Consider the following 15,545-nt stretch of genomic DNA (forward strand, 5'->3'; position numbering starts at 1 on the left):
CCTAAGCCTTGCCTCTTAGGCATAGCAACTTAGGCATAGCAACTTAGGCATAGCAACTTAGGCATAGCAACTTAGACATAGAAAAGTACTTATTCCATTGATAACTCTTTTAATTTACGGGTTAACGTATTGCGCCCCCAGCCTAAACGTTTAGCGGCATCTTGTTTATGGCCTTGGGTATGTTTTAAGGCGGTTTCAAGTAATATGCGCTCAAATTCAGGTTGTATCTCGGTGAGTAAGTCGTTATCACCGGCACTGAGTCGTTCATTTATCCAGTCTTTTAGCGCCGATTGCCAGTCAGTATGTGCCGCATTTGGCTGGCTAGTTGCCACAGGATCTTTGAGTAATTCAGGTGGTAAATCTTGTGGCAGAATTTCTTGCCCCGATGCCATTACGGTTAACCATCGGCAAGTGTTTTCAAGTTGACGCACGTTCCCTGGCCAGGGTAATTGCGATAGTTTAGCGGCGGTTTCTTTGGTGAGTATTTTGGGTTCTACGCCCATTTCTTTGGCCGCAGTACTGAGAAAGTGAGTAGCGAGTTGAGATATGTCTTCACGACGTTGTGACAGAGGAGGTAAATGCACTCTAATGACATTCAAGCGATGAAATAAATCTTCGCGAAATGAGCCTTTTTGCACCAATAATTCAAGGTTCTGATGCGTTGCTGCAATAATACGTACATCAACCTGCACTGATTGATGACCACCAACGCGATAGAATTGGCCATCTGATAGCACCCGCAATAAGCGTGTTTGGACATCGAGTGGCATATCGCCAATTTCATCTAAGAATAGTGTGCCACCATTGGCTTGTTCAAACCGCCCTTGACGCACATTAGCAGCCCCAGTAAATGCGCCTTTTTCATGGCCAAATAGCTCTGACTCAATAAGGTCTTTAGGTATTGCTGCCATATTAAGGGCAATAAAAGGCTTATCTTTGCGTGGGCTGTGTTTATGAAGCGCGCCGGCGACTAACTCTTTACCTGTACCTGATTGGCCATTAATTAACACGCTGATAGAGGACCGAGATAAACGGCCAATAGCACGAAACACCTCTTGCATAGCGGGAGCTTCACCGATAATTTCAGGTGTTTTTACCTGTGTATCAACTACCGGAGTTGCAGGTGTTTGTTCGGTTGCATGGGTTAATGCCCGTTCAACTAGGGCAATGGCCTCGTCAATATCAAACGGTTTAGGCAAATACTCAAACGCGCCTGCTTGATAGGCGCTAACTGCACTGTCTAGGTCAGAGTGAGCTGTCATGATAATTACGGGAATATGCGGGTAATGAAGCTGTAAACGGTCTAGCAGGGTTAAGCCGTCGGTACCTGGCATGCGTATGTCAGACACAATTACTTGAGGTTGAGCTAATTCTAATGCTTGCCATAGTGATTCGGCTGCAGCAAAACTGGCGCAGGTTAATTTTGCGCCTGAGAAGGCTTTTTCTAGCACCCAACGAATGGAGCTATCATCATCTAAAATCCAGACTTGTTCGCTTATTGTCATCTTGTTACCTCGTGCTGCCTAAGGTCTAGAATTTTTGTAATGGCAGGGTAATTATAAATTCGGTATGGCCTGGAGCTGATACGCAGTCAATACGTCCGCCATGTAATCTTGCTATATTGTGTGCAATGGATAAACCTAGGCCGGAACCATCTTCACGCCCTGTCACCATAGGGTAAAACAAGGTGTCTATAAGATCAGAGGGTATGCCGGGGCCGTTGTCGATAATCGACAGGACTAACACTAACTTATACCTTTGTGTACCAAGGGTGACTTGATGTTGAGTTCGGGTCTTTATCAAGATTTCACCGCCAGCATGTTCTAATGCTTGAATGGCATTTTGGACAATATTAAGCACAGCCTGCTGAAGTTGGTCGGGATCCATCTGAAAATCAGGAATAGATGGGTCGTAGTCACGCTTTAGATTTATGTTTGCGGGTAAAGCCATTTCAACCAGCTTTAATACCTTTTGTACCACTTGATGAATATTGTGTTCGGTATGCTGTGTTGGTCGCTGCGGGCCTAATAACCTATCGACTAGGTTGCGCAGACGATCGGCTTGTTCGATGATTAAAGTGGTAAATTCTTTTAATTCCGGTGAGTGCAGTTCTCTTGATAACAGTTGAGCTGCACCGCGTAATCCCCCTAATGGATTTTTAATTTCATGGGCAAGATTACGCACAAGATATTGCGCTGCTTGTTGCTGCGCGTCCATATTTAGCTGCTGGTGTATACGACGTTGTTGATCAACTTGTCGTAGCTCTAAAATACTGAGATTTTGTTCATTCTCGATAGGAATTAAGGTCAAGTCTACAGTGTGGTGCTGACCGTCTAAGGTAATTAATGCCGCAGTGTTAACTGTGATCCCCTGATTTGATGATACAGCATCTCGCAAAATATGTTCATCAACGCCTAAAAACTGATATAAATCAGGTAAGCTTAATTCGAGTAATTTATGGTTGGCGACAGCCAATAGCTGCTCGGCAGCAGCATTGGCAAAACAAGGCTTTAATTTGGTGTCGATCACTAGTACTGCGGTAACTAGATGATTAAGTAAATTATTAGTGTCCATTCGCCATCCTGATTATTGGGTTGCAGCTTGCACCAATATGTTGCACCAATATGGTGCGATCTGCAACTCAGTTCACGCAGGCAAATAGGGAAATAAATTCAAACAGTTTTTGTTATATAGCACTGTTTTAATTGCCTTTTTTAGCATAGTAAGGCGTTGGTTTCGCCAATCTTCTCACACTTGCCTGGTGAAGAAATATCTTTCTTGGAGAACTAGATGCAAGGACTTTGCCGTTTTGATCCAATGCTTTCACCACAATGATATGTTCTCCTCGGTAAATGCCCATTAAGCTAAAAGTGGATGAAGATTGTGGTTGAGCTTTGACTTCGCCATCAATAAAAAGCGCCAGTAAGATACCTCGGGGGAGTGTTGGGGTAACACTGACAATGACATCAAATTTTCCCTCATTACTGCGAATGGTTTCATCATGTGTGGGGGATACTATACTTAAGACGAGCTCAATAGCATCATTTTGCGAGGTTGAATCTATAATGATTGGGGTATCATTCAGCACGATAGTATTTTGAGTATTTTCTTTTACTTCTACAAGCTCTGCATTAGGCTTAGCTTCGTCGCTATAGTGAACTTTCCCGTTTTCATCGACCCAGCGATAAACGGCAGCGCTGCTAGATAAGCTAATACAAAGTAGGCTAAATAATATGAATCGCATCGTGATTCCTTTCCTCAAGATTGGAACAGTTATAGTAGACTGTTTTACACTAAAAACTAGCATAGTTTATTTCGTTAATTATGCTAAATAAAGCAGTGTAGTTTATTGAACTCTTGTTAATTTTGATTGATGGCTAAACCGTTAAGAATAGTTTTAGCATTAAACTGACTAATTGTGTTTGAGTTGATGTGCATGTTTTTGCCATACAGGTTTTTATTTGTTGGCGAGCTGTGGCAACGTTAGTGCCTCTAATATAGGCGATCTTGCTTGGCTTATACCCTTGAGTTAACAATTCGCACACATGTGATTCGGCTTTGGTTAAATCGAAGTGATTTTGAATGGCTAGCATATCGAGCGTGTGATTAGATGCTGAAGGCTTAAAGCTAATCATAACACTTGGATGCTCTATTATCCCGCAACTGGTTATACTTCTATAAAGCCATGGTTTAACGATAACTTTATATAAATCTTCGCCAATACGGATGAAAAATGGTGTTGATACTACTTGTTGATATTCAATTGATTTTAAACTTTGTTTGATTCTTAAAAATAAGGCTTGTTTGAAACGGCTGTTCAGTATGGTTAACTTGTTATGTTTAATGGATAGTTCGGTATTCTGTCTGAGTAGTGTTTCAAAAAGTTCATTATAAAAAATAATATCATCCATACCTTTGCAGATAATAATGGGGTGATCTGTTTTGTATAAAATAGATTCTAAATTTAGAATACTTTGTTGTTTTTCTTCAATGGTATGTAGTAAAGCGATACTGTGCTGGATATGAGGTAATATTGCATTGGCTTTATTGACTAATTTAGTATCATAAATGTCAAAGTCTTTTGACCTCATTATCCCTATCTCTGTTATCAATTCATCGTTAGGATCCGATAATAGTGCACCAATACCAAATCTTATTTGTGCGGGTCTAGCAAAATCAACGTATATCTCAGAGTGCATAAATTGTTTTTCATTACTGATTTTATGATTAGCATGAAAGCAATTAAGGCGATTATTAAATAAAGCTTGGGTCCATAAATCTACTTGAAAGAAGTGCTTCTGATATCGCTCAAAATAATTTTTTTCAAATCCTACATCATAAAATGAATGAGGTTGCTCATTTTCTTTAGTACGTGTTGCTATAAAAGCACAAGTTGAATCTAGATCTAGCATGATATGATTTAAGATATCTTGCCAGTTTTGGGCGACGTTAATTGAGCTATATACCTTCTCTATCAAACCCTTATGGTTTTCTGATAACAAGTTGAAAATCCTTCTTAACCACGATGTTATACAAATTATTTTAGCGTATTCAATCGATCTTGCTAGTAATTATCTTTTGTTCACTTTATAGACAAAATTCGTATACCATTTAGTAGATGATATCAATCTTTATCGATGCTTTACTTATTCAGTTAGATATATCCTCATTTTTAAAGGAATCGAAAATGAATAAGAAAATTATTGCCTTATTAATTGGTACAAGTTTATTGGCAGGGTGTAATAGCTCTGATGATCAACAAATCGAGCCTGTTGAACAAGTGCCTGAAAATAAAGCACCAAGTGTGATTATGGTAGCAGCTAGCCCGTTAGTGGAAAAAGGTGCCGGAATACTATCCGTTGATGCTAGTGACAGTGATGGTAGCATTGCTACATACCTGTGGGAGCAAACAAGTGGGCCAGTACTAACCATTATCGGAGCTGAAACAAAGAGTATTTCTTTTGATATCCCCTCTGTGACTATGGACACACAGATTAGTTTTAAAGTCACGGTTACCGATGATGATGGTGACATAGCAAATACCACTATAGAAACAGCTATTGAGCGTATAGAAACTGACTACCAATTAGCTGGTAAAGTAGTGGGCGATGTTTTTGCTGGAAAAATGTTAAAGGCAGTTGTATCTACAGAAGTGGCAGAGACCGCAATTAAAGATGATGGAACATTTTCTATCAATTTGAAGGTGGACGATGACATTCCCCTCACCAAGCTGGTAAAAATATCCACTTTAGCAGCAACTGGTATAAATTTAACACTTTTGTTGCCCTCGCTAGATAAGCTGGATAGCATTATTTTCACGCCATCAAATGCGTCTAAGCTCAATAACATAAATGCACAACAAGCCGCTACAGCCAGTTTGACGTCGTTATCTGTGTCAGCCGTTTCTACTGCGTTATATAGTCTAATTTTAGCTTCAAATAAGGGGGTTGAGCCAGATAACATTAATACAATTGAATTGATCGAAAGTCAGTTGAACCCGGAGGATGTTATTAGATCAGCTGCTGTTGTCAAAATTTTACTCGAAAGTGACACCATTGTATTACCAGAAGGTATAAATAATGTGGTTGATTTAATCGCGAATCCTGAAGCCTTAGACAGTTTTGTCGCCACAATAACGGCAATGACTCCAGACTTAATTGAGAATGAGATGGATGCGATTATTGCAGATCCCAATCTCACGCCGCCAGTCGATAGTAGTTCAGTCGCAAAAGTGTACTATCAAACAGAGCCTGTTGCACCGACATTTCTAGCTCGCTCAGGGAGTCGCTATCAATTTGATGATAATGGTATAGGTAAATTTACCGATAGCTTTGGTGTCAGTATATTCGGTTGGGAAATTAAAGAGGGTAAGATTGACATTACTTACACCAATCCCGCGGTGTCTGTCAGTTATGATGATGTCAGCGCTTTAGATGCATTATCTCAAACGGATAAAGATGCACTTTGGGCTGCAGGTTACACTCAAGTTGAAGTTATGGTGAAGAAAAGCCATGAAACATTTACTCGTCTAACGACTGGCTCCTCAGTAGATAGTTATTATGTTGAAACATCGGCGCTACGTGAAATGACGCCAATTACCTTAGGTTTTGACACAATTAAAGGAACCTGGCAAGGGACAAGTGAAAGTGATTTTTTGATGCGTAAGTCCGCTACTGCGGGTGCTCAATTTGAAAAATCTTATTTTAAAGGACTTTGGGTATTAGATGTTTATCATCCTCAATCTTATAATAATGTACATTTTGAACGTCTTGATTTTGACGCTGACGGCACAGGCGTAAGCGCTGATACTGCAAGACAGTATACATGGACAGTTACTGACGGGGTGCTAATTTTAGTATTTGATGATTTTATTCAAACTTATAATGTTATTGATGCACTATCAGGAGACTACTCAACGTTTTCTGAGATTAAAAGTAAAGTAGGTGAAACCCTAGCAGTGACCTTTGGCGTCGTTTTGCAGCAAGAGGAAGGGTTAACATTTAATGATACAAATACAGTTACAGGAGCCGAACGTTACTGGCAAACAACGATTAATCAGTGGACTGCAGACTCATGGGATGGAAATCGTTTAAGTTTTTGCTTAAGAGATTCAGATACATATGCTTGTGAAAATGGCAGTGTATTTTTCGGATTTCAAACACTAAGTGATAATACTGGCACGCGCTATACGTATGCTGAAGGAGTGCCTCCGTCATTATCTAATTATTCGGGGAATGCACTCAGTTGGTCAATTATGGCTAATAACAATGTTATCAAGTTTGAACATAGAAATTCATGCTGGGATGTCGAGGGGGTTTGCCGTTATCGAGAGTGGCACCTTTTAAAAATTGAAGACGGCATTATTGGAAAACGATTCTATGTTCAAGAAGTCGATTATGCACGAGTTGGCTCTGAAGATGAGTGGTATTACTTCATTCAACCTCGATTTAATCAATACGAATTAATAAATTTAGAGTACTTTAATCAAACAGCACAGATAATTTCACCGCCTGGACATACGCCGGCTATGCATAGTGTGTATTATCCTAGTATGGTAAAAGATATAAATTAATAGTAAATGGATTGGGTGGTGACATTAAACCGTTTATGAATAAAAAAACCAGTTATTATTCAACTGGTTTTTTTATGGACGACTTAAAGGTAGCTGCAACAGTATTCAGCAATATCGCTGGTTTTAATACTAAAGTTCACACCAGCAGCTAATTCAAACTGGGTGTCAGCTGAATAATTGATCCATTCTGTCGTACCAGGCAATAACACTTCAAAGTTACCTGATGTGACTTGCATTATTTCACCTTGAGAGGTTGAAAAGGTATATTCGCCAGGTAAGACAACACCTAGAGTTTGTCTGCTTCCATCGGCTAAAAATACTGTGCGGCTAATGACTTTTCCATCAAAATAAACATTTGCCTTTAGGGCTACATCGACTTGTTTTAACATATTTCCTGATACTCCATAAATGTTTTAAGTGAATTTATATCTATTTTAAATGTATATCTAGTTTTTTTTGTACTCTGGTTATGAATTATTTATGTGTAAGTTTTTAGATTAGCAGGCACAAAAAAGCCCAGAACAATCTGGGCTTTTTAGATATTAATAAGTGGTAAATATCACACCACTCATTAATTGCAATTAACTGCGGTTATGACGCTTACGCTCGTTTTCAGTTAAGTATTTCTTACGAACACGGATGTTCTTAGGAGTTACTTCAACTAATTCATCATCATCGATGAACTCAAGTGCTTGCTCAAGAGTTAAGTTAATCGGTGTCGTTAACACTTGTGCTTCATCAGTACCTGATGCGCGCATGTTAGTTAGCTGCTTACCTTTAAGACAGTTAACTGTCAAATCGTTAGAGCGAGCATGGATACCGACAACTTGGCCTTCATAGACTTCAGCAGCGTGGCCAATAAACAGACGACCGCGGTCTTGTAAACCGAATAATGCGAATGTTAATGCTTTACCCGTTGCGTTAGAAATCAATACGCCGTTAGCACGTTGACCAATATCGCCACCTTTGTGCGGTGCGTAATGATCAAATGAATGATAAATTAGACCAGTACCTGAAGTTGCAGTTAAGAACTCAGTTTGGAAACCAATTAAGCCACGGCTCGGCATGATGAAATCGATACGTACACGACCTTTACCATCAAGCAGCATATCTTTCATTTCAGCTTTACGTACACCTAACTTTTCAATTACGGTACCTTGATGTTCTTCTTGAACGTCAACAGTAACGGTTTCGAATGGTTCGTGTAGTTCGCCATCAACAGTCTTAAGAATTACTTCTGGACGTGATACCGCTAACTCGTAGCCTTCACGACGCATGTTTTCAATAAGGATTGATAAATGTAATTCACCACGACCTGAAACACGGAAACGATCTGGACTGTCAGTTTCTTCAACGCGTAATGCTACGTTGTGAACAAGTTCTGTTTGTAAACGCTCAAGAATGTTACGAGAAGTAACATACTTACCTTCTTTACCCGCGAACGGAGAAGTGTTTACCTGGAACGTCATCGTTAGTGTTGGTTCGTCAACAGTTAATGGCGGTAACGCTTCTACTTCAGTCACAGCACAAACTGTGTCAGAAATCTTAAGTTCACCTAAACCTGTAATTGCCACGATGTCACCAGCGTTTGCAATTTCAACTTCAGTACGGTCAAGACCCATATAACCTAATACCTGGCCCATTTTACCGTTACGCTTTTTACCGTCAGCGCCAACAATAGTCACTTGTTGGTTAGTTTTTACACTACCACGCTTAATGCGACCAATACCGATAACACCCACATATGAGTTGTAATCGATTTGAGAAATTTGCATTTGGAATGCACCTTCCGAATCAGCGTCAGGGAAAGAAACTTTCTCAACGATGGTTTGGAAAAGTGGCGTCATGTCAGTGCTAGTTACATCAGGATCTAAGGTTGCGAAACCGTTTAATGCTGAAGCATAAACAATAGGGAAGTCTAACTGTTCGTCAGTTGCACCCAAGTTGTCGAATAAATCGAATACTTGGTCAATAACCCAATCAGGACGAGCCCCAGGGCGGTCAATCTTGTTAATAACAACGATTGGCTTTAGGCCTTGAGCAAACGCTTTCTTAGTCACAAAGCGAGTTTGTGGCATTGGACCATCAACTGCGTCAACTAACAATAATACTGAATCAACCATAGATAGAACACGTTCTACTTCACCACCGAAATCGGCGTGACCAGGTGTGTCTACGATGTTAATGCGGTAGTCGTTCCATTTGATGGCAGTGTTTTTTGCCAGAATGGTGATCCCACGTTCTTTTTCAAGATCGTTAGAATCCATCACACGCTCAGTCGCTTCACCACGTGAAGCAAGGGTACCAGACTGCGCAAGCAATTTGTCTACCAGGGTCGTTTTGCCATGGTCGACGTGTGCAATAATGGCGATGTTACGTAAATTCTCTAGCACGGATAAAACCTCTATACCATCAAACAAAAAAAAGGGATTATTTACAGTAACTATTTAATTATAGCCACCATAAAAAAGCGTGCCATTCTACTCCAGCAAGGCCTCAGTAGATAGGATTTTTTTTGAACACCTCATAATTTCGTCTTATTATGCTATAAATTTGCAGTTAATTTAGTGATATAAACTTTATCATCCCCTCGTATGCTAGGTTACAAAAGATGTAAAACACAGTTTTCGCGATTTTGTTTAGTAAATTGTTATCTGTATGCACTTTTTGGGTTTCAGTGTCTATATAATCAAACAGGCGTGCACCACTCTGGTGTAGTGCACTGTTATGATGCAACCAATGGATCTATTTGGTGCAACCCTTGATTTTTGGGAAAAACTAAAAATATCAAGTTTATATAAATCAGATGCTTATATATCTGGCATGATAATAGCTAAGTAAACGTCATCATGTGGACATCATTGTTTTACATTAGTTTACTGAGTCAATAAAACTTGGTGAACAGTAATATTAAATATTAGAAGGGAATACCCTTGACCCTACCGGAGGCTTGAGAATGTCAGTTGAATCAGTATTAAAGCAACTTCAAGAGTTAGAAGTTAAGTTTGTTGACTTACGCTTTACCGATACTAAAGGTAAAGAGCAGCACGTTTCTATCCCATCTCATCAAGTAAATGAAGAATTTTTTGAAGACGGAAAAATGTTTGACGGTTCTTCAATAGCAGGCTGGAAAGGCATCAATGAATCAGACATGGTATTAATGCCTGATCCAACTACTTTTGTTTTAGACCCTTTCACCGAAGAAACAACAGCACTTATCCGTTGTGACATTTTAGAACCTGGTACTATGACTGGTTACGACCGTGACCCACGCTCTATCGCTAAAAAAGCAGAAGCGTATCTAATTTCTACCGGTATTGCTGATACAGTATTGATTGGTCCTGAGCCTGAGTTCTTCTTATTTGATGACGTCCGTTTTGGTACTGATATGTCAGGTTGTTTCGTTAAGATTGATGCGAAAGAAGCTGCATGGAACTCCGGTAAAGAATACGCTGATGGCAACACAGGCCACCGTCCAATGGTGAAAGGTGGTTATTTTCCAGTTGCGCCAGTTGATTCTTCGCAAGACTTACGTTCTGCAATGTGTTTAGTACTTGAAGAAATGGGCCAAGTTGTAGAAGCGCATCACCATGAAGTGGCGACAGCGGGCCAGAACGAAATTGCAACACGTTTCAACACCTTGACTAAGAAAGCGGATGAAATCCAAATTCTTAAGTATGTTGTTCATAACATGGCGCATGCTTATGGCAAAACAGCGACCTTTATGCCTAAGCCTATCGTAGGTGACAACGGCAGTGGTATGCACGTGCACCAATCTTTAGCTAAAGACGGTGTTAACTTATTTGCTGGCGATAAGTATGCTGGTTTAAGTGAATTAGCGCTTTATTACATTGGTGGTATTATCAAGCACGCTCGTGCATTGAACGCATTCACTAACCCAAGCACCAACTCTTATAAGCGTTTAGTACCACATTTCGAAGCGCCTGTTATGTTAGCTTATTCTGCGCGTAACCGTAGTGCATCTATTCGTATTCCAGTAGTGCCAAGCCCTAAGGGTCGTCGTATCGAAGCACGTTTCCCTGATCCACATGCAAATCCATATTTAGGTTTTGCGGCATTATTGATGGCAGGTCTTGATGGTATACAAAACAAGATCCACCCTGGAGATGCCATGGACAAAGACTTGTATGACTTACCGCCTGAAGAAGCTGCTGAGATCCCACAAGTTGCGACTTCTTTAGAAAACGCGCTTGAAAACTTGAAAGCTGACCATGAGTTTTTAACTAAAGGTGGCGTATTCAGTGAAGATTTCATCCAGTCTTATATCACTTTGAAGACTGCAGAAGCTGAGCGTGTAGCCCGTACTACTCATCCATTAGAGTTTGAAATGTACTACAGCCTATAATATTAACGCGCTAACTTTGTTAGCGGTTAAGTGATAAAAAAAGCCTCGCATAGATTGCGGGGCTTTTTATTAAGTTATTTTTACAATTATTTACAACCTTTCTCATTCTGTTTTAACTCATGCTTTGCGAATTTCTGTTTTAAATTCAGCTAACTCGTGTGCGTTAGGATTATCCAGTTTTTTGTCATTAGTTATTGATATATATAAATAATTAAATCATATGACATTTGACTATAACTATTCAGCCAACACTTTGTTGATATCCTTTTGTTTATTGAATAACTTGTGAGCAAGTTATCAGTAATATCAATCATTTTGTGATCCAGCATTTGCAAGCTAGCTGTTGCAATGGCGTTTTAGATCCGTAAACTTGCGCCGTATAAATGCCGAGCAATTACTCTAAAAGTGATTTTGGGTTAAAGGCAGATATAAATAACCTCAACTTGGGTTAAGGGATGAATAAGCGGGATTTAAATAGATAAATTCAGATGTTTACTCTCAAACTTGAGCTTTGCGCTGGTAATAAGGCGAACTAACGCGTCAACAGCTAGCCTATTGCAAGTAAATTCAACACAGTTAGCGGTGCAAAGAGCTGTTTGATATACATTTGTTATCCTGAGCTGAGGTTAAATACAATAACTAAGAGAATGATAATGAAAAAAACAATAATCACTTTGGCAATATCAGCTATTGTCTTTGGCACGACTTCACAAGCTCAAGCTGCAGGTTTTCAGTTAGCAGAATATTCATCAACCGGCTTAGGACGTGCATTTGCAGGTGAAGCGGCAATGGCCGATAACGCGTCTGCGCAATCACGTAATCCGGCAATGTTAACGTATCTGACCGGGCGTCAACTGTCAGCAGGTGGCATTTATGTCATGCCTAATATTGATGTGACGGGTGACATTGCGATTACCTCTCCTTTATTGGGCGCTCAAGCTATGCATGTGCCAGCCAGTGCGCATGATGTAGCGGGTGACGCACTAGTGCCTAATTTCTATTATTCTAACCAGTTAACTGATCAATGGACCTGGGGATTAACGGTAAATTCAAACTATGGACTAGCTACTGAAATCGATACTACACATGCTGCGGCAATTTTTGGTAATAAAACAGCGATTACCACTGTAGAGTTTAATCCTAATATTGCTTATAAAATCAATGAGCAATTTTCAGTCGGTGGCGGTCTACGCGTGGTTTATGGAGAAGGTAGTATCAGCGCAACTACGCCTGCTTGGGTGGGGGCGATTAAATCTAATCCGGCATTGCCTGCTGCAGTTGCTGCACGTTTACCTGATTCTGGTATGACTTTAAAAGCAATGGAAGGTGATGATATTAGTGTCGGCTGGAAAGCGGGTGCTAGCTGGCAGATAAACGCTGATCATCGTTTAGGGTTAGCTTATCATAGCGGCGTTGAACTTGAGTTAGATGGTCACGCGTCTGGCTTGCTTTATGATGGTGGTCAGGATATATCAATTGAAGGTTATCTTCCGATCGAGACGCCTGCATTTGCTGAATTAGCTTCTTATAACCAGCTTACTGAAAAATTTGCGATGCATGCAAGTATCAATTGGACTCAATGGAGTGTATTTGATCAATTAGTGGCATATTTCCCTGGTGAGCAAAAGCCAGTTAGTGGCGTTGAATCTGACTTAGTAAAAGATGAAAACTTCAAGGATAATTGGCGTTATGCCCTTGGTGGTACTTACCAGCTTAATAATGATTGGTTGGTCCGTGCAGGCTTGGCATTAGATAAAACGGCTGTTGAAGATCAATATCGTACTACAACTATTCCAGATACTGACCGTTTATGGTTTAGTATGGGAGCAGGTTATCAAGCTAGCAAAAATCTTACCGTTGATTTTGCGGTAACCTATATTCGTATGTATGGTGATGCGCCGATTAATGAAGAGCAAAATCTGGCTGGATTGGCTTTAGTGAACTTTGATGGCGAAGCTAACGGTGACGTGTGGCTTGCGGGAGTTCAGTTAAGCTACAAAATGTAATCCGCATTTTTGAGCCGATTTTTAATAGCCTCGCATAGCGGGGCTTTTTTGTGAGGATAAGGAAATGGCAATGATTAAATTTATGATGGTCGCAATAGCCTTAGTTGCAGGCTTTTCTGTTCAAGCTAATGACAAAAGCCAACTAGTGAGCCAATTTGTAGAGGCATTTAATTTACGTGACCCAGAGTTAATGGGCCAAATGGTGACCAAAGAGGCATTGTGGTTTGATGTAACACGTGCAGGAATTAACAATCAAACAACCACAAGAGACGAGTTAGTCAAATCAATGAAAGAGTATTTTTCAGACTCTAGTCGAGCGCATTCTCGAGTGATTAAGTCGATTGACTCTGGTGATTTTGTCAGTACTGTTGAGCAGGTTTCTTGGCAAAAAGAGGGGGAGTGGACATCTAAATGTAGTATCGGTGTATATCTATTTGAGCAACAAAAAATTGCAGCGGTGTGGTATTACAAAGCACATCAATGTGATGACCCTCAGTAAGTCGTTGTCAGCGTTTATTATCCTGAGCTGAGATTGATAACTCATTAGTAATGTAAATGAATAAGAGAGCGTCACATGAAAGCTAAAAAATACATTATTGCTTTAGATCAAGGAACCACCAGTTCTAGAGCGATTGTGTTCAATCATCAAGCCGACATTGTGGCTATTTCACAACGAGAATTTAGTCAGCATTATCCACAGGCAGGCTGGGTGGAACATGATCCAATGGAGATTTGGTCGTCACAAAGCTCTTCATTAGTGGAAGTGTTAACGCGTGCAGGTATTAGTCGTCATGAGGTTGCCGCTATCGGCATTACCAATCAACGTGAAACCACTATTATATGGAATAAGCACACCGGAAAGCCTATTTATAATGCGATTGTGTGGCAGTGTCGGCGCAGCCAAAGTATTTGCCAACAATTAAAGGCGCAAGGGGTAGAGAGTCTTATTCGGCAGAAAACCGGTTTAGTATTAGACCCTTATTTTTCAGCTTCAAAAATTAAGTGGATTTTAGATAATGTTGTAGGAGCGCGTGCGCAAGCTGAAGCAGGCGATTTACTATTTGGTACTGTTGATACCTGGTTGGTATGGAAATTAACCCAAGGCGAGGCCCATGTCACCGAACCGACTAATGCTTCCAGAACTATGCTGTATAATATTCATACTCAGCAGTGGGATGAAGAGCTATTAAATCTATTTCAAATACCGCGCAGTTTATTGCCTGAAGTAAAATCCTCCTGTGAAGTTTATGGCCACACTGAATTAGCAGGTGGTCAGGGGATTCCTATTGCGGGGATGGCTGGCGATCAACAGTCGGCTTTGTTTGGCCAACTTTGCCTAAAGCCAGGCATGGTTAAAAATACCTATGGCACGGGCTGCTTTTTATTGATGAACACTGGTGATAAAGCTGTTGAGTCGAGCCACGGATTATTAACCACTGTGGCTATTGGTGATAAAGGCCAGGCTTGTTTTGCGTTAGAAGGGTCGGTTTTTATGGGCGGAGCGATTATTCAATGGCTACGTGATGAGTTAGGCCTTATTCAAGATGCCTGCGATACACAATATTATGCCGATAAGGTGAGTGATACCAACGGGGTTTATGTGGTGCCAGCATTTGTTGGTTTAGGCGCACCTTACTGGGACGCTGATGCTCGTGGGGCAATAGTGGGATTAACCCGTGGTGCTAATCGTAGTCATATTATTCGTGCTGCACTAGAGTCAATTGCTTATCAGTCACGAGATTTGCTCGATGCCATGAGTAAAGATTCTGGCGTGCCACTAACCCAAATTCGAGTAGATGGTGGCGCAGTCGCCAATGACTTTTTAATGCAGTTTCAAGCTGATATAACCGATGTGAATGTATTAAGACCTAAGGTGACTGAAACTACCGCGATGGGAGCAGCATTTTTAGCTGGGCTTGCAGTAGGAGTATGGCAGTCGACGCAAGAGTTACAGTCTATACTGGCAACCGATCGTATTTTTAGTGCGCAAATGGACAACGCTACCCGTGAAACCTTATATCAAGGTTGGGTTAAAGCGGTTAAGCAAGTCAGTACGCAAAAAGCGTAAACCAATCCAGTAACAGATTCGGATATTGAATAT

At 40.5% G+C, this 15,545-nt stretch carries 11 protein-coding genes; 5 read left to right on the plus strand and 6 right to left on the minus strand.

The window, feature by feature from the left end; all coding sequences use genetic code 11:
- Positions 1–89 precede the first annotated feature (89 nt).
- The 4 genes from glnG to FJ709_RS01270 form a co-directional block, all read right to left on the minus strand.
- Positions 90–1,505, minus strand: coding sequence for a nitrogen regulation protein NR(I) (glnG, locus tag FJ709_RS01255; RefSeq protein ID WP_226412699.1), 1,416 nt, complete (start codon positions 1,503–1,505; stop codon positions 90–92).
- 25 nt (positions 1,506–1,530) lie between these two features.
- On the minus strand, positions 1,531–2,574 hold the full coding sequence (gene glnL, locus FJ709_RS01260; protein ID WP_226412701.1) for a nitrogen regulation protein NR(II): 1,044 nt from the start codon (positions 2,572–2,574) through the stop codon (positions 1,531–1,533).
- Between the two features lie 127 nt (positions 2,575–2,701).
- Positions 2,702–3,244, minus strand: coding sequence for a DUF4124 domain-containing protein (locus tag FJ709_RS01265; protein WP_226412703.1), 543 nt, complete (start codon positions 3,242–3,244; stop codon positions 2,702–2,704).
- A gap of 133 nt (positions 3,245–3,377) precedes the next feature.
- The gene (locus FJ709_RS01270) at positions 3,378–4,502 is read right to left on the minus strand and encodes a helix-turn-helix transcriptional regulator (RefSeq protein ID WP_226412705.1); all 1,125 of its coding nucleotides are present in this window, start codon (positions 4,500–4,502) and stop codon (positions 3,378–3,380) included.
- A 185-nt stretch (positions 4,503–4,687) separates the two neighbouring features.
- Here FJ709_RS01270 and FJ709_RS01275 point away from each other — a divergent pair, with 185 nt between their 5' ends.
- A complete protein-coding gene (locus FJ709_RS01275; RefSeq protein ID WP_226412707.1) occupies positions 4,688–7,072 on the plus strand; it encodes a PKD domain-containing protein in 2,385 nt (794 codons plus the stop codon).
- Between the two features lie 83 nt (positions 7,073–7,155).
- On the opposite strand, the gene ppnP is transcribed toward FJ709_RS01275, so the two are convergent.
- Both ppnP and typA read right to left on the minus strand, forming a co-directional pair.
- On the minus strand, positions 7,156–7,461 hold the full coding sequence (ppnP, locus tag FJ709_RS01280; RefSeq protein ID WP_226412709.1) for a pyrimidine/purine nucleoside phosphorylase: 306 nt from the start codon (positions 7,459–7,461) through the stop codon (positions 7,156–7,158).
- A 192-nt stretch (positions 7,462–7,653) separates the two neighbouring features.
- Positions 7,654–9,465, minus strand: coding sequence for a translational GTPase TypA (typA, locus tag FJ709_RS01285; RefSeq protein WP_226412711.1), 1,812 nt, complete (start codon positions 9,463–9,465; stop codon positions 7,654–7,656).
- A 563-nt stretch (positions 9,466–10,028) separates the two neighbouring features.
- Between typA and glnA the strand changes: the two genes are divergently transcribed.
- From glnA to glpK, 4 genes are all read left to right on the plus strand, one after another.
- Positions 10,029–11,438 (plus strand): glutamate--ammonia ligase, encoded by a 1,410-nt coding sequence (gene glnA, locus FJ709_RS01290; protein WP_226412713.1) that lies wholly within the window; start codon positions 10,029–10,031, stop codon positions 11,436–11,438.
- 653 nt (positions 11,439–12,091) lie between these two features.
- Complete coding sequence (locus tag FJ709_RS01295; protein ID WP_226412715.1) at positions 12,092–13,444, plus strand: outer membrane protein transport protein; 1,353 nt, start codon at positions 12,092–12,094, stop codon at positions 13,442–13,444.
- Positions 13,445–13,514: 70 nt separating this feature from the next.
- Positions 13,515–13,943 carry a nuclear transport factor 2 family protein gene (locus FJ709_RS01300; protein ID WP_226412717.1) on the plus strand — a complete coding sequence of 143 codons (429 nt, stop codon included), beginning with the start codon at positions 13,515–13,517 and terminating at the stop codon, positions 13,941–13,943.
- Positions 13,944–14,018: 75 nt separating this feature from the next.
- A complete protein-coding gene (gene glpK / locus FJ709_RS01305) occupies positions 14,019–15,512 on the plus strand; it encodes a glycerol kinase GlpK (RefSeq protein ID WP_226412719.1) in 1,494 nt (497 codons plus the stop codon).
- The last annotated feature ends 33 nt before the right edge of the window (positions 15,513–15,545 follow it).

This window comes from Shewanella glacialimarina (genome assembly GCF_020511155.1).
In the GTDB taxonomy this organism is placed as follows: Bacteria; Pseudomonadota; Gammaproteobacteria; order Enterobacterales; family Shewanellaceae; genus Shewanella; species Shewanella glacialimarina.